General features: G+C 73.4%; 12 protein-coding genes and 1 pseudogene. 6 read left to right on the top strand and 7 right to left on the bottom strand.

Translation table 11 applies throughout. The features are described from left to right. Window positions 1-190: 190 nt before the first annotated feature. A complete protein-coding gene (locus tag ACFY04_RS42195; RefSeq protein WP_389126254.1) occupies window positions 191-793 on the bottom strand; it encodes a TIGR03086 family metal-binding protein in 603 nt (200 codons plus the stop codon). 324 nt (window positions 794-1,117) lie between these two features. Between ACFY04_RS42195 and ACFY04_RS42190 the strand changes: the two genes are divergently transcribed. After that, entirely contained in the window at window positions 1,118-1,522 is a 405-nt protein-coding gene (locus ACFY04_RS42190; RefSeq protein WP_389126251.1) for a hypothetical protein, read from the top strand. 79 nt (window positions 1,523-1,601) lie between these two features. On the opposite strand, the gene ACFY04_RS42185 is transcribed toward ACFY04_RS42190, so the two are convergent. Continuing rightward, on the bottom strand, window positions 1,602-2,558 hold the full coding sequence (locus ACFY04_RS42185; protein WP_389126248.1) for a zinc-binding alcohol dehydrogenase family protein: 957 nt from the start codon (window positions 2,556-2,558) through the stop codon (window positions 1,602-1,604). A gap of 75 nt (window positions 2,559-2,633) precedes the next feature. Here ACFY04_RS42185 and ACFY04_RS42180 point away from each other — a divergent pair, with 75 nt between their 5' ends. After that, on the top strand, window positions 2,634-3,128 hold the full coding sequence (locus tag ACFY04_RS42180; RefSeq protein ID WP_389126245.1) for a MarR family winged helix-turn-helix transcriptional regulator: 495 nt from the start codon (window positions 2,634-2,636) through the stop codon (window positions 3,126-3,128). Between the two features lie 541 nt (window positions 3,129-3,669). Here ACFY04_RS42180 and ACFY04_RS42175 read toward each other — a convergent pair. Both ACFY04_RS42175 and ACFY04_RS42170 read right to left on the bottom strand, forming a co-directional pair. Then, the gene (locus tag ACFY04_RS42175) at window positions 3,670-4,542 is read right to left on the bottom strand and encodes a hypothetical protein (RefSeq protein WP_389126242.1); all 873 of its coding nucleotides are present in this window, start codon (window positions 4,540-4,542) and stop codon (window positions 3,670-3,672) included. Window positions 4,543-4,555: 13 nt separating this feature from the next. Next, window positions 4,556-5,443, bottom strand: a complete 888-nt coding sequence (locus ACFY04_RS42170) for an HAD family hydrolase (RefSeq protein ID WP_389126240.1) — start codon at window positions 5,441-5,443, stop codon at window positions 4,556-4,558. A gap of 444 nt (window positions 5,444-5,887) precedes the next feature. On the opposite strand from ACFY04_RS42170, the gene ACFY04_RS42165 reads away from it, so the two are divergent. The 3 genes and pseudogenes from ACFY04_RS42165 (at window position 5,888) to ACFY04_RS42155 (ending at window position 9,243) form a co-directional block, all read left to right on the top strand. Further along, entirely contained in the window at window positions 5,888-7,507 is a 1,620-nt protein-coding gene (locus tag ACFY04_RS42165; RefSeq protein WP_389126237.1) for an alpha/beta hydrolase, read from the top strand. Window positions 7,508-7,984: 477 nt separating this feature from the next. Next, window positions 7,985-8,443: pseudogene (locus ACFY04_RS42160) on the top strand (hypothetical protein); the annotation flags it as partial. Window positions 8,444-8,577: 134 nt separating this feature from the next. After that, window positions 8,578-9,243: a hypothetical protein gene (locus ACFY04_RS42155; protein WP_389126234.1), complete on the top strand. Its 666-nt coding sequence runs from the start codon at window positions 8,578-8,580 to the stop codon at window positions 9,241-9,243. 78 nt (window positions 9,244-9,321) lie between these two features. Here ACFY04_RS42155 and ACFY04_RS42150 read toward each other — a convergent pair whose 3' ends face one another. The 3 genes from ACFY04_RS42150 to ACFY04_RS42140 all read right to left on the bottom strand — a co-directional run bounded on the left by ACFY04_RS42150 (window position 9,322) and on the right by ACFY04_RS42140 (window position 14,590). After that, window positions 9,322-9,768 (bottom strand): hypothetical protein, encoded by a 447-nt coding sequence (locus ACFY04_RS42150; protein WP_389126232.1) that lies wholly within the window; start codon window positions 9,766-9,768, stop codon window positions 9,322-9,324. A 1,222-nt stretch (window positions 9,769-10,990) separates the two neighbouring features. After that, window positions 10,991-11,710, bottom strand: coding sequence for an ATP-binding cassette domain-containing protein (locus tag ACFY04_RS42145; RefSeq protein WP_389126230.1), 720 nt, complete (start codon window positions 11,708-11,710; stop codon window positions 10,991-10,993). Between the two features lie 573 nt (window positions 11,711-12,283). Continuing rightward, a complete protein-coding gene (locus ACFY04_RS42140) occupies window positions 12,284-14,590 on the bottom strand; it encodes an NACHT domain-containing protein (RefSeq protein WP_389126227.1) in 2,307 nt (768 codons plus the stop codon). Between the two features lie 156 nt (window positions 14,591-14,746). On the opposite strand from ACFY04_RS42140, the gene ACFY04_RS42135 reads away from it, so the two are divergent. Next, window positions 14,747-14,992 carry a hypothetical protein gene (locus tag ACFY04_RS42135; protein ID WP_389126225.1) on the top strand — a complete coding sequence of 82 codons (246 nt, stop codon included), beginning with the start codon at window positions 14,747-14,749 and terminating at the stop codon, window positions 14,990-14,992. The last annotated feature ends 133 nt before the right edge of the window (window positions 14,993-15,125 follow it).

Raw genomic sequence — 15,125 nt, 5'->3', positions numbered from 1 at the left:
GGGCCAAAGGCCGGGGCCAGAGGCCGGGGGGCGCGGGCCGGAGCCGGGGCCAGAGGCCGGGGCCGCGGGCCAAAGGCCGGGGCCAGAGGCCGGGGGGCGCGGGCCGGAGCCGGGGCCAGAGGCCGGGGCCGCGGGCCAAAGGCCGGGGCCAGAGGCCGGGGCCGCGGGCCGGGGGTTCCCGGCCGGCGTGTCACGGGGACGGCGGCGGTGTCCAGGCCGGATCGCGCCCGCTCAGGCCGACGGCCCGGTCGAGCAGTGGGGCGTCGTCCGGTACGGGCACGACGGCTGCGAAGATACCCCCGCCGCGGTCCCCGTCCCGCGCGGCCGCCAGCAGGAACGCGTACGAGGCGCGCAGCGCGGCCGGGTCGGGTGCGTACTCCTGGCCGGTGGCCCGGGCCAGGTCCCATCCGTGCACCACCAGTTCGTCGGCGGCCACCGCACCGGCGACGGCGCCGGGCAGGTCCACGCCGCCCGCGCGGGTCATGCCGGTCCAGGCGGCCGGGTCCTGCCAGGCTTCGGCCAGTTCACCGAGGACCCTGGGCAGCTCCTCGCGCCAGTGTGCGGGCAGGGCGGGCGCGGCCGCGCCGGGGGCCGTGTCGGTCGTGGCGCCCAGGTCCTTGCGGGCGGCGTCGCAGAAAGCGGCGGCAAGGCCCGCGAGGTGGCCCAGCAGGGCGGCGACCGTGTAGGCGGGACAGGGTGTCCGGCCGGCGAGCCGGGTGTCCGGGACGGCGGCCGCGAGGCGGGCCACGATCCGGGCCTGCGGTCCGAGGTCGAGCGTCGTCGTACCGGTCATCTGCCGTTCCTCCCGGACGGTGGATCTGCAGGGTAGACCGGCGCCGGAGCCAGTCCCCGCCGCGACGCGGCGCAGGCCCGGCGCGGCACGGGGCGGGCCCGGCGCGGCACGGGGCGGGCCCGGCGCGGCACGGCGCAGGCCCGGCGCGGCACGGCGCAGGCCCGGCGCGGCACGGCGCAGGCCCGGCGCGGCACGGCGCAGGGCGGCGCGGCGCGGCGCAGGGCGGGGATCCCCGGCGCGGGCCCGGGGCGGCGCGGCGCGGGGCGGGGCGGGGTGCGCCCCGGTCGACGGGCCCGCCGCCACGACGGAGGATGAGGGACTGTGATGACAGTCCTGGTGGTCGGCGTACCGGAGGGCGCGGAGCTGGAGCTGCTGCGGTCGCGGATCCAGCGCAACCCCCACTTCCGGGTCATCTCCTACGCCCCCACACCCGGCGTCGCCCTGGCGCACGCCCGGGTCCTGCTCCCCGACATCACCGTGCTCACACTGTCCGGCGGGTTCCGTGACGACCCGGCCGCCCTCGGCGTGTTCCAGGGAGTGCGCGCCCTGGACCCGCCGAGCGGGGTAGTGCTGCGCACGAGGGCGGAGACAGCCCCCGGTGACCTCGGCGTCGTCACCGCCGACGGGGCCGTCCACCTGGTCCGCGCAGGCGACGAGGAAGGCCTGATGCGGGCCCTGCGCACAATCGGACTGCGCCGCGCGACCTGCGACCCGGACGAAATGCCCTGACCCGCCACCCCCCTCCACGGGACCGGGACCGGGAACAGGAACAGGAGCGGGAGTGTGGCGGGCGGCTTACGGTATGCCGTCAGACGACGCGCAGAACGCTCTTGCCGTGGGTGGTGCCCTCGGCGAGCCGCTGGACGGCGGTGGCCAGGTCTTCCAGGCCGTATTCGGCGGTGATGTCCACGCGTACCCTGCCGTCCGCGACGAGAGCGAGGGCGCGGCGGGCGCTGTCGGCGAGGCGCTCGGGGTGGGTGCCGGCGAGCAGGTTGCTGTTGTACGTCAGGAGTGACCTGCCGTTCATGAGCAGGTCGCCCGGGTCGGCCGGGACGGGTTCGAAGGTGGCGAGGCTGCCGAACACCACGAGCCGGCCGTGGGCCGCCAGCTGTTCCAGGGCGGCGCGGCGGGCGGCGCCGCCGACCGGGTCGAGGATCACGTCGAAGCGTTCGCCGTCGAGTCCGGCCGGGAATTCCTCGCGCAGCACGATGCGGTCGTATCCGAAGCGGGCGGCGTAGCCGGCCCGGGCGGGGCTGCCGGCGACTCCGACGATCCGGCCGGCTCCGGCCAGCCGGGCGAACTGGGCGGCGAGTGTGCCGACCGAGCCGGCCGCGGCGTGGATCAGCACGCTCTCGCCGGGCCGGACCCGCGCGGTGGTGTTGATCAGGTCGTAGGCGGTCGGTGCGCCCCAGCCGAGACCGGCGGCGGTCCGCAGCGGCAGGCCGCCGGTGTCCAGAGCGAGCGCGGCGGGCGCCAGGGCCACCTCGGCGCAGGCGCCTGCCGTGGTCAAAGCGGTGACGGGCGTGCCGATACGGCCCGGGTCGACGCCCTCGCCGACCGCGGTGATGTGCCCGGACGCCTCGAAGCCGGGGACGAAGGGGCGCGGGAGGGGGAACAGGCCGTCGCGGGCCATGATGTCCCCCCACTGGATCCCGGCGTAGGCGACCTTGACCGCCACCTGGCCGGGGCCGGGGACGGGCTCGTCGATCTCGGTGACGCGGTAGCGGTGGTGGTGGTCCTGGGTGTCGAGGAGAACAGCCTTCATGATCACAGCCCCTTGTGCTGACTCAGTATCCTTACAGTCGAGGACAGTAGGTATATAAGGTTCCTGAGTCAACCCATGAACCTGTTAGTGGAGTGGGAGTGCGTGATGGAAGCCCCGGTCGAGGAGTCGTCGCTCTGTACCCGGATCAGGCGGTCGGAACAGGCGCTGATGGCGCACCACGAGGCGGTGCTGCGCACCTACGGGCTGACCATGACGCAGTACACCGTGCTGCTGGCGCTCTCACGCGAGGGCGGCATGTCCGGCGCCCAGCTGGCCCGCTCCTGCGGGGTGACACAGCAGAGCATGAGCAGCGTGCTGGCCAACATGGAGGGCAAGGAACTCATCCGCCGCGAGAGCTCCGCGGTCCACGCCAAGGTGCAGATCGCAACCCTGAGCGATAAGGGCCGGGCACTCCTGGACCGCGCCTACGGAGAGGTAGCCGTCCTCGAGCAGGCACTCACCGACGCGTTCACCCCCTCCGAACACACCGCGCTCTGCGAACTCCTGGAACGGGCCACCGCCATCCTGACCGGACAGACCCGCCACACGACCACCCCACCCACCCCCTAAGCCACCCACCCTCCGAGCCGCCCACCCTCCGAGCCGCCCGCCCTGCCGACACACGGGGGGGGCGGCGGCTCTCCCGGTCCTCTCCCCGCCAGCGGCCGGGTCAGGCTGACGCAACGCCCGAACTGCGAACCGGACGTCTCACGCTCCGCGGGCAGCGGGACTGCGATCCCGGCCCGTGGGCGACGATGAACACCGGTCCCGAGGCCCGTGAGTACGTTCCGAATACGCTCACGCGTGAACGGAACGAGGAACCCGCAGCCCGCTCCCACACCGGTCCCGGCCGGCGGGGCCGGGACCGGCGGGACAGTGGAGGCCACCACAACGGGCGAGTCCATCGGTTCACCGGCCTGGATCCGGTCGATCAGGGCACGCCATTCACGGGGGCGGAGGCGGGCCGGCGTCCGGCCCGCACGGCCCGGGGGCACAGGTATACGACCAAAGCCGCCCAGGCAGCCCAGGCAGCCCAGGATTCCGGCCTCGGCCCTCGCGCTGCCGGAAATCCCGGCAGTGACCACAGCCACCAACCCCCGCCCCCAGGCCGTCATACGGCGCCTGGACACGACCCACCACCCCGCCGGACACCAGGACAACACGAGCGTTCCCACCAGGGCCGCCGCGCCGGAACGCGGCCTACCGAACCCCCGCAGACCAGCCCCGACCCGCCGGAGGGAAGACCGACCGTCCCCGGCGGCCCGGCCGGCGGGTTTCCGGCGCACCCAACGGCGTACCGCACCCGCCGGTGCGCCGGTGGGTGCCCTGCGGGTCCGGTCAGTCCGGGGTGGGCCAGCTCCGCAGGAGCGTGCGGGCGGGCTCCGCTGTTGCCGAGCTGGTGGACGGCGACGGCGGCCGGGCGGACGGTGAAGGCCTCGAACGGCTCGGCCTCGACGGCCTCGAGGTCGCCGAGGGTGGCGAAGCCGACGGTGATGTGAGCGGTGTAGCGGCCGGGGCCGATCTGGGCGGGGACGTAGCCGTCGACCCAGTCGAGGGTGCTGCGGCTGATGTCCTCGCCGGGGTCGGTGACGAAGGCGGCGGCCGTGCCGCCGGACCCGGTGAACGGGGAGACCGCGGCCAGCAGCGCGGCCTGGAAGTCCAGGACCTGCGGGCCGGGCCGCAGGAGGATGGCCGCGAGGCCCTGGCCGGGCACGCCCCAGTCGGCGTGCCCCAGGGCGACGGCCCGGTAGGTGAGGGCGCCCGTGTCGGTCGCGGCCAGGGTCCGGTGCACCGCCTCGTACACGTCGTCCAGGCCGGCCGTGCGGACGTAGCGCTGGAGGGTGGTGATGTGGGGGTGGTGGGAGGCGTCCAGGGCGAAGCCCTCCGGGACGCTCGCGCGCATCCGGGCGTTCCAGGCGCGGGCGCGGCCAAGGGTCGTCCCGTCGGGGTTGACGAGGATGTCGACGGCGGTTAGGTCGTTCACGGCGTCCTCCTGGTCAGAACAGGGCCGTCCAGTCGCTCTTCATGCTCACGACGGTCCAGCCGAGCTGCTCGGCCGTGGCGAGCGAGGCCTCGGCGCCCTTGGTGTAGGCGTACTCGCGCCGGTCGTCGTCGTGGCGGACGAGCAGTGCGAACGCGGCGCTGCGGAGCATCTCGATGTCGACGTCGGCGTTGCCGCCCGCGAAGGCGGGCAGGCGGCCGGTGTGGGCGAAGATGTGCTCGGGTTTGCCCGGTCCCAGGTCCAGGCCGCCCAGGAGTTCGCGGGAGCGGACGATCCTGCCGCCGGTGTAGGTGTAGGCGGCCGCGGAGCCGATGATGTTCTCCTTCGGGATCCCCCAGGTGTCCTCGGCGAACACGCGCATGAAGTCGCGTCCGCCGCCCGAGCACACGAAGACCCGGAACCCGCTGGCCCGCAGGAGGTCGAACAGCTCCAGCATCGGCCGGTAGACCAGCTCCACGTACGGGACGCCGAACCGCGGGTCCCGCACCGTGCGGGTCCATTCCCGCACCCTGGCGTCGAACTCCTCGGGTGTCGTGCCGGCCCACGAGCGGGCGAACGCCTCCAGCAGGGTGCTCACCGCTTCGGGGTCCTGCGTCGCCAGGCCCTCGAAGAACTCCTGGTCGCGCTCCACGAGCGCCTTGTACGGCTGGCGTGCGGCGAGCGACGGGTCGGCCTTCACCTCCTCCTGCCAGGCGCGGAAGACGAAGTCGAACTGCGGTGGCATCGGCTGCTCGACCCACAGCGTGCCGTCGTTGTCGAACGTGGCGATCCGGTCGGCCGGCTCGACGAACTCCGCGCCCGGTGTCGTCGCCCGGCGGACGTAGTCCAGGACCGCCTGCCTGGCAGGGCCCTCGTTCCAGCTCGCCAGCACCTGCCCGGTCACGGGCCACTCCCCGGCTCGGCGTTCATGAGGCCATGGTCGCCCCGGACGGCGGCAGGCGCTGCCGGGACATGCCCGGAAGGCCGCCCCGGCCCGAAACGGACGCGGCGGCCCCCGGACGGAACCCGCCCCCGAGCCCGCCCGCGGGCCGGACTACGGGCCGGACTACGGCCGGGCTGCGGGCCGGACTACGGCCGGACTACGGGCCGGACTACGGCCGGACTACGGGCCGGACTACGGCCGGACTACGGGTGCGAGCGGACTGCGGGCGGGCCGGGGCTGCGGGCGGGCTGCGGGTGCGAGCGGACTGCGGGCGGGGCTGCGGGCGGGCCGGGGGCGTACAACCCTGGCGGTAGCCGGGAATCAACTCCTGGCGGGCCGACAGGGCCGGTGGCAGGCCGCTACGTTGTCGCCCGTTCCGCAGCATCCGTGACGGAGGAGCACCGTATGACCCGTTTGGCCGACGACCCCCGCAGGCGCGTGGTGTGGGGGATATCCCTGGTCCTGATCGCGGTCACCGCGCTCCTGGGAGGAGCGCCCGGCACCGCCGGAGCGGAGGCGGCCGGGACGGGGGCGGCCGGGGCGCCGCCCGTCCCGGTGCTGTCCTGGGGTCCCTGCGACGGGGCGGTGGACGGTTTCGAGTGCGCGACCGCCCGCGTGCCGGTGGACTACCGCCGGCCCGCCGGGCCCACGCTCGCGCTCGCGGTCACCCGCCGGGCGGCGGCCGACCCGGCGCGCCGCACCGGTGTCCTGGTGCTGCATCCCGGCGGGCCCGGCAACTCCGGTGTGAACTTCGCCCGCAGCAGCTACGAGGCACTGCCCGCCTCCCTGCGCGACGCCTTCGACGTCGTCGGGTACGACATGCGCGGTGTGGCGCGCAGCGGGCAGGTGGAGTGCTGGGACGACAGGGAGTACGCCGCCGCGGTCGACGGTGCGCGCGGGGTGCCCGGGCCCGGGGCCCTGAGGGAGGCCGTGCGGCAGGGCGCCGGCTTCGCCGCCGCCTGCCGGGAACGCTCCGGGGAGCTGGTTCCGTTCATCGGTACCGGGTCGAACGCCGGAGACCTCGACCTGCTGAGGCGGGCCCTGGGTGAGGAGACGCTGTCCTTCTACGGCCGTTCCTTCGGCAGCTACGTCGGCACCGTGTACGCGGCGCGGTTCCCGGCACGGGTGCGTGCCATGGTCCTGGACGGGGGCTACGATCCGCGCCGCTACGCGGATGCGCCGTACGCGTACGACGCCGCACAGTTCGCCGCCCTTGACGCGGCCCTCGGCCGGTTCCTGGACTGGTGCGGGCGAAACCCGGCGGCCTGCGGGTTCGGTGAGGGCCGGCCGCGGCAGGCGTTCGAGCAGCTGAAGCGGGATCTGGACGCGGACCCGGTGATCACCGCGAGCGGGCGCCCGGCGACCGGCTACACCCTGGCCTACCGTCTGATGTTCAACATCAACGCGGGCAAGGAGATCTGGCCCTATCTGGGACAGGCACTGCGCCAGGCCCGGGCGCGGCAGGCCTCGTTCCTGCTGTCGCCGCCCTCGCCCGCGTCGTTCGACTTCCTCAGCGCCAACCTGGCGGTCGAGTGCGCCGACCGCGCCTACCCGGCCGGCCGGCTGCTCCTGGGCGCGCTGGTCGGCGCCGAGGCCGCGTCCGCGCCGCTGCTGGGACCCCCGATCGGTCTGGGGCCGCCGGCCTACGACCACAACCACGCGCCCGCCTGCGCCCAGTGGCCGACGGAGCGCCCGAGCCGGTTCGAGGGCTCCTACCGGGCAGCGGGATCCGCCCCGATCCTGGTGCTCGGCACGACCGGGGACCCCGACACCCCCTACCAGGACGCCGTGGCCCTGGCCGGGACGCTGGACGGCGGACGGCTGCTGACCTTCGACGCCGAAGGACACACCGCCTACCACCGCAGTGCGTGTGTCAGCGCCCTCGTCGACGACTACCTCGCCACTCTGGCACTGCCCGCCCGGGGCACCGTCTGCGCGGACGAGGCTCCCCCGGAACCGTTCGGCCGCCGCACCGCGGCCGTCGAGGCCGACGAGACACGCGACGTGATCCCGGTCCTGCGCTGAGCAGACCCGGGCGGACACACCGACCGGCACACCGGCATGCATACAGGAGCCGCAGCGGGCCGCCCGCCCCCTGCGGCCCCCGCGCGCGCCGCCGAGGCCGCCGACGGGTGCCGACGGGTGCACAACCAGGTGCGCAACCAGACGTGGAACCGGGTGCGAAACCGGACGTGGAACCGGGTGCGGCGGGCCGTTCCTGACGTCCGTTCACCTCACGGCCCGTCAATCACACCCGGCACCACAGGCATTCCCGGACACCACCCTTCCACTGGAGCCTTCACCCCCAGTTCATTGCAACGGCCCGGAGGAATATTGTTGCGTTAAGCCAGAAACCATTGCAATGGAATCCCTGCCATGACCTGCATCAATGCAGTTTCCAGGCAGTGAGTCCGTTGCCAAATCCTCGAACGCAACGTAGCCTTTCATTCATCAGAAACCGCGGGGCGCACGGAGCGCAGCCGCTGATGAAGGAGAAGCACCATGCAGAAGTTCGCCACCGCCGCCCCGATCGCCGCCGTCCTGGACATCCCCGCCGGGCTCATCCGGTTCATCGCCGCCGACCGGGCCGACACCACCGTCGAGATCCTTCCCGCCGACGCCTCCAAGGGCCGCGACGTGAAGGCCGCCGAGCGGACCACCGCCACGTACGGGGACGGCGTCCTGCGGATCACGGCCGCACCCGCGGAGAACCGGATCCCCGGCAACCCGGGATCCGTCGAGATCACCGTCCAACTGCCCGCCGGCTCCCACGTCGAGGCGAAGACCGCGGCCGCCGAACTCCAGGGCACCGGACGCCTCGGCGACGTCACCTTCGAGACCGCCCAGGGCACGGTCAAGCTCGACGAGACCGCGAGCGCCCACCTCACCCTGACGGCCGGCGACGTCCGGGTCGCACGCCTGGGCCTCACCATCCGCGCCACCACCTCCTACGGCGACATCACCGCCCGCAGCATCTGAACCCCCCGCCAAAACGATCTCGATCTTCACAGCAGCCGGACCACCCCGAACCACCCGACCGGGAATGCAGGACGGCACGGCCAGAACCACCGCACACCAGCAACGGGCCGTGCACGGTGAAACCAGAACCAGCCACCCCCACCCCGACAGCCCCCACCCGGCCGCCCCGGCCCGGCCCGCCCGGCCCGCCCGGCCCGCAACAGCGTGTCCTGGAGGCCGGTACCGGCGCCGGCTGCAACGCGGGGCTCCTCGCAACCCGCATCGGCGCCGGACCGGTCACCAGCGTCGAGGTCGACGCCGAACTCGCTGCGGCCGCCGACGACGGCAAGTCCGCGACCGGCTGGGTACAGGGGCTCGGGATGTTCATGCCGAGCCGGAGCATCGACCAGGGCCGCAAGCATCACGCCATCCGCGGAGACTGTCCGCCCGACCGCGCAGTCCACGTCGAACGAGGCCCGCGTGCGCTCTCCGACGTGAACCTCGTCTTCGCACTCAGGGTGTCCCACCCGGACATCCGGATCTCCACCAAGGACACGAAGGAAGGCCCAACCGTCTGGCTGCACGACGGCGTCAGCTCCTGGGCCACCACCATCGGTCAGACCGGCACCACGGCGGCGGCGTACGAAGGCGGCCCCCGCCAGCTCCTGGCGGAGGCCGACGCCCGGGCGGCGGCTCTGGGAGGAGCGTGGCTCACCGGGGCTGTGGGACTTCGGAATGACCGTCACTCCGGCGGGCAGCGTGTCTGGTCCGGCACCGCCGATGCCGGACCGTACACGCCCTAACGACCGCGCCATAGGCCAAGCCTGCATATCTGAACAGAGTTCCCGGCTCAGAAGACTAGCCCGAGGCCGGCAGCCTCCTCACGTGTGCAGGTCGCGTGCCTGACGGGTGATCCGGCGGACCGCCCAGGCGATCACCACAGCCGACCGGGCGGCGAGCCACAGTAGGGCGGAGGCATCCGGACCGGCGGACGGTCCGGCCACGCTGTGCCAGAGCCAGGGGGCGGTCACGAACCCTGCGGCCAGGGCGGGGGCCAGTCGCCACAGCAGGAACGGCAGGGCGGCGTACCAGTCGAGCGAGAGCGCCAGGAGGTCGTACCGGGGCGCGCCCCGGTAGGCTCCGACCAGCGCTGTTGCCACAAGCGCCGGCCCCGCGACGAGCAGCGTCACGGCATAGGCGGTGAGTGTTCCGGTGGGGGTGCCCGGCAGGAGAGCAGCCAACCAGGCGGCAGCCGCCGCCGCCCAGAGCAGCAGGCTGGGTACCACCAGGTGACCGACGGCCAGGGCGGCGGGAGAGACGGGCAGCATCAGCGTCCGCCGCGGCCGGTCGGTGTCCTGATAGGCCGGTTCGGCCAGGGCGACTGCGGCCAGATAGGGGGGGCACCACCAGGAACAGGCCCAGCGCAGTGGCCAGCAGCGGCCCGACCGGGCCGTGCGGGGTGTCTCGCATCCAGTGGGTGACCAGCTGGAGCTGGGCGACGCCGGCGGCCAGCACTGCGAGTGCTGCGGCCGAGCGGCCGGGGTGGCGCAAAAAGACGACGGCGTCCCGCCACGGCCCCACCGCCCAGCGCGATCGAGGCAGCGGCAGACGCAGCTGTGGGCGCCGCCGCCCGGCACGTGCGGCCGACTGCATCACCAGCGTCAGTGCGCGCAGGTCCAGCAGGGCCGCACCTTGCGCGGCCTCCCGGCTCGTCCCGCCCCGGCTCAGCAGTTCGGTGGTCGGGATGCTCCCCGCCCCTTCGAAGGCCGCCCGCAGTGCGGCGGCCGTACAGAGCACGAGTACACCGAGCGCCGTCACCCAGGTGGTCGCGTCGCCATGGGACGCCGCTGCCGTCGCCCACCCCGACCAGCCCCACGGCCCGCAGAACGCGGCCGTCGACGTCAGCGCGGGCACGGACGGGCCCGCGGCGACGACCGCGCCGCCGCCCACGGCGAGACAGATACCCAGGGCCCGGGCCCGTGGGGCCAGGGCAGGGCGGGCCTCTGTCAGTGCTCCCACGGCCACGGCCAGACAGGCCAGTGCCACATGCGCGCCGAGGGCCACGGGGAGCACGGTGAGTCTCGGTTGCCCTTCGAGCAGGAGCGCAAGGGCAGCCATGAGGGTGCCGATGAGCAGTCCCGCGAGCGAGGCAGCGGCCACGGCACGTGTCAAGCGGGGCCGCAGGAGTCGTCCGGTCCCCAGGCAGCGGTAGCAGCCAGGTGATCTCGGAGGCGGCGAGCAGTACCGGCCCGAGCCTTGTACACACAGCCAGTTCGCCGGCCCACAGCAGCAGGCTGGCGCCGACTTGCACGGCACGGGCCGTCGCGCCGCCGGACCAGCCGAGGGAGTGCCCTACGACCGGTGCCGTCTGTAGCAGCCCGGCGAGCATGACGGCGATCGCGAGTGCAGCACACGCCCCGGTCCATACGTCGTCGAAGCGCAGCCGTCCCGAGCCGCGCTCGCGCCGGGCCGCCGTCGTTCCCGCGATCGCCTCGGCCGTGGCGGCCGCCGGATCGGCGGCATCGTGCAGACCGCCTGCGCTGCGTGCGGTCACCGCCATGGCCACGCCGCCGACTGGGCGGTCACCTCGGCGGGCGTTCCGAGAGCGGCTGTACGGCCCCGGTCGAGCAGCAGTACCTCGTCGGCGACCTCGTCCATGACTCCGCGGTCGTGGGAGGCCAGCAGGATGGCTGTGCCCTTCTCCTTCGCGGCTCCCAGCGCGGCCGCAAGCCTGCGCCGGGCCCGTACGTCCAGCCGCTGTTCGGGCTCGTCCACAACGATCAGACGTGCAGGTCGTACCAGGACCGAGGCCAGCATGAGCATCTGTCGCTGTCCCGCCGACAAGGTGCCGGGGAAGGCGTCGAGCCGCTCCGCCAGCCCCAATTCCGCCAGTACCTGGGCCGCTGCCGGTCCTGCGTCCGTGCCGAGGCCGTGGGCAGTGGCGACCATGCGCACATGCTCGGCAACCGTCAGATCCGGGAAACAGTCGGCCCCGTCGAGCAGCAGCGCGACGTCGCGCCGGAAGGCCACGTCCACTTCACGCGGCGGGGCGTCGGCGAAGCGCACGTCACCCCGGTCCGGGTGCTGCCGGCCGGCACAGACACGCAACAGCGTCGATTTCCCGGATCCGTTGGCGCCCGCCAGGACCAGGCAACGGCCCGTCCCCAGTGCCAGGTTCACGTCCTCAAGCACAGCCTCGCCGTCGTACCCGACGTAAACGCCGCTGGCCCGCAGGAGATCCGGGCTCGGCGTGTCCGGTGTGTCCGTCACTCCCGCCGCCCTCTTCCCCACTCCCGGCCCAGAGCCGCAGGGCTGCCTCCGCCAAAATAAATTCATCACGCACGAAGATATCAAGGCAGTTCAGCGTCATATGGGTGAGAGATACGAGAAGGCCGGTTTCCGCATCGTCGCCCACAGAAGCAGCCCCGAACGGCACCAGAGCGGCGAGCGATGCCAGCCACGAGGACACCACGGAGGAGCACTTGGCCAGAACACGGGCGCTGACGCCGCCCTGCCCTGCCCTGCGAGCACATCGGCCCATCGGGCTGCCTGCCAGGCCAGCTCTCCTGACGGGGACAATCTCGGGATGGATCCTCCGGCAGTGGTGATGTGTGAGGAGCTGGTCGATCTGCTGCGCCCACCGCCCGGCACGGCGCCGCCGTCCCCGTTGGATGACACGTTCGCCGATGTGTGGGCGCACAGGGCCGAAGGGATGTCGCGGCGCCAGCAGGAGCGGAGTGCCCGTCACTGGATGGAGTACCTGTCCGCGAACCTCGTCGACAGGGCCATTACCGGATGGGCCGACTCCTGCGCGCCCTCCCCTGCCGTCAGGCCGCGCCTGCTTCAGCTCCGAGGATCATGCCCGGCGGGCTCGACCACGCCGAGGGCGTCCAGCACGGCGCGTACGGCCGCGTCCGGCGGCGGCTCCGGCCCCGACTGGAGCACGGCGACGACGGACTCCGGCTCCCCCCGCTCACACAGGATTCGTGCCAGCGTCATGGAGACGCTCGGGTGCAGTCCGGTCTCCGTATGCGTGCGCAGGACGCTCAGCAGTGTCCGCAGCGGCAGCGGTCCGGGCCTGTGCTCCAGATGCCGGACGGCGGACATCCCCACGAGGGGGTCCTGGCTCGCCGCCAGCCTGCCGAGCAGCCTGGTCACCGAGTCCTGCGGGTGGTGGACGAGTCGGCGGTACTCGCCGTAGTGCTCGTCCAGGTCGGCGGCCACGTGCTCGGCCAGGTACCCGGCCAGCGCGTCGACCAGCACGTCCGGAAGCGCATGGCAGGTCTCGACGGCCCGCGCGGCCGCCTCGGTGTCGTCGGCCACAGCCCGGCGAAACACCTCCACCAGGTGTTCTTCCAGGCTCCGTTCCAGCACGGTGCCGCCCGCCCCCCAGACCTCTCCGAGCATGCGGACCGCGTGCAGCACACCGCCCGGCCGGTCCGCCAGGTGCATCAGCAGCCGCGCGAAGCGGGCCCTGCCACCCCCGACCAGCACCAGACGCCCCAGCATGGCGAGGGTGTCGTCCCAGCGGCCGCCGTCCGCAAGGTGGGCGTCCACGGCGGCCAGGGCCTCCGCTTCCGGAAGTTCCGCCAGGTGCCGGGCCGTCAGGTACTCGGCGAACGACCGGTGGAGGAAGAGGTACGGCTGCGCCCGCCCTCCGCTGGGGTCGCCCAGCGGCTGAAGCACTCCCGCCTCCACGGACAGCGTCCGCAGCACGCCAACGGCGTCCCGTCGCAGCTCAGTGAAGGCCGGCCCGGCGGTCCGCAGCGCACGCAGCACCTCCTCCCTCGGCATCACGTCCGCCCAGCCGTCCTCGGTCCGGTGGGCGAAGTGGAACGCGACCGGTCCGAGCAGGTCCAGCAGGCGGTCCGCCTCGATGTCTTCGGCCGCTGGGGGCCGTTGCTCATGCACCAGGAACCGGCGCAGCATCCGCTCGTACAGCTCGCTCTTGGCGGCAGGAAGGTCCGGTGCCCCGTCCGCCGCGCCCTCGGGGATCTCCTCGGCGAGCGCGCACAGCAGGGCCAGCAGCAGCGGTACCCCGCCGAGGCCCGATGTGTGCACCCGCCTGGCCACGGAGGCACGGGCGGCGGAGGTCAGCGGCCATGTGCCGACGAGCTCGCCCACGGCCGCGTGACCGAGTGGCTCCAGGACCAGCTCCTGCCACAGCGGTCCGCCTGCGGTGGCGGGCGGCCCGGGGTGGCCCGCCCGTCTCCCAGCGACCACGATCGGCAGGGCGGGCGGGGCGGTGGCCAGCAGGGCGTACAACCGGGCACGGGCCTCCGGGCCGGGGAGTTCGTCGTACGCGTCGAGGAGCAGTACGAGCCGGCCGTCGGCGGCCGCGCGTGCCGCCTCCGAGTGGTCGCCCGCCGCCAGGACGCCCAGGTCGAAGAGGTGGCCGGCAAGCGCGTCCGTCAGCAACCGCTCAGTCCGGCAGGCCAGGTCCCCGCACCGTACCAGGACGGGTACGAGCGGCCCGCCGGGGTCGCCGGGCGAGTCCGGCGCCGTGAGGACTGCCTCGGCCAGTCGGCGGGCGTGCATGCGCAGCAGCCAGGACTTGCCCAGCCCGGCATCGGCGAGCAGCACGATGCGCGGATACGCGGCGGTCACCGTTTCCCAGGGCTCGAGACGGCCCGTACCGGAGGACGGGCGGACGGAGCGCGGCTGGTCGAGGGTAGCCGGGTCCGTCCCGGCGGGCAGGTAGTGGGGCACACCGGCCCGCTCGACGGCCCGTACGAAGTACGACGCGAGGTCGAGGAGCACGGACCGCTCGGGCTGCGGCTGCTGTACGGGCACCGGCCGGGGCGCCGGGGCGGGCTGGGCACGGCTGCCCGCGGACTTTGGCGCCTTGGCCGCGCTCCGCTCGTCGGCCGCCCTCTGCCGCAAGCCCAACCACCAGCCTTCCCGCCTCGGTCGGACGCCGCTCCGGTTCTGGGCCCGGGGTTCGAGCAGCCGGATGAGGAATCGGAACGGCGCATCGGCCTCGGGCACGTACTCGCCGGACAGCCAGCCGCTGAGCTTGGACTTCCCCAGCTTCACGACCGGGGTCTGCCTTTCCCCCTGCTCCTCGATCCGCGCCGGGGGCAAGCCCGCCGCAGCGACCAGATTTCGCAGTTCTTCGGCGAGCCGGTCACGAGCCGTCCTGTCCCCCATGGCGCTCCCTGTTCAGTCCGAACCTTCACTGAACCGTCATTTCACCAGGTCTGACCTGGTCTGACGCCCCGTTCAGTGCAATGTTCGCTCGCTGAACCGCGCCTGCTCCAGGCTCTCTTGCTCCTGTCGGACAACAGGCACACGAGGGAGAAGACGATGAAGATCTTCACTGCCCAGGAGCTGGACCAGCAGCGGATGGACAGCATCCCGTCTCAGGGGTTCGAGCAGTCGGCGTCAACCCGGCAGGACCTGCGTCCCAGCGCCCGGCGTCGCTCCGGCAAGCGCCGCCGAACGCTGCGGTCCCTGGCCCGCACCGCAGGACACGGCATTGTTCGCGGAGCAGCGACCGCCTTCGGCGCCTTCGCGATGGGGTGGGTCATCTGGTGGGTGCAGCAGCACTGACCGGGCTCGTCCAGAAAGCTGGGCACCGGCTGTCAGCAGTGCCCCGGACCCGAGCAGGTTCGGGGTGCTGCCGTTCGGTGTTCAGGCTCGGGCTGATCGAGTCACGGCGATCACGCTGCCAGCACCGCCAGGA

It is taken from the genome of Streptomyces sp. NPDC001549, assembly GCF_042894025.1.
Taxonomy (GTDB): Bacteria; Actinomycetota; Actinomycetes; order Streptomycetales; family Streptomycetaceae; genus Streptomyces; species Streptomyces kutzneri.
The sequence above is the reverse complement of the archived record's forward strand: the minus strand, read 5'-3'. Positions and strand labels throughout refer to the sequence as shown.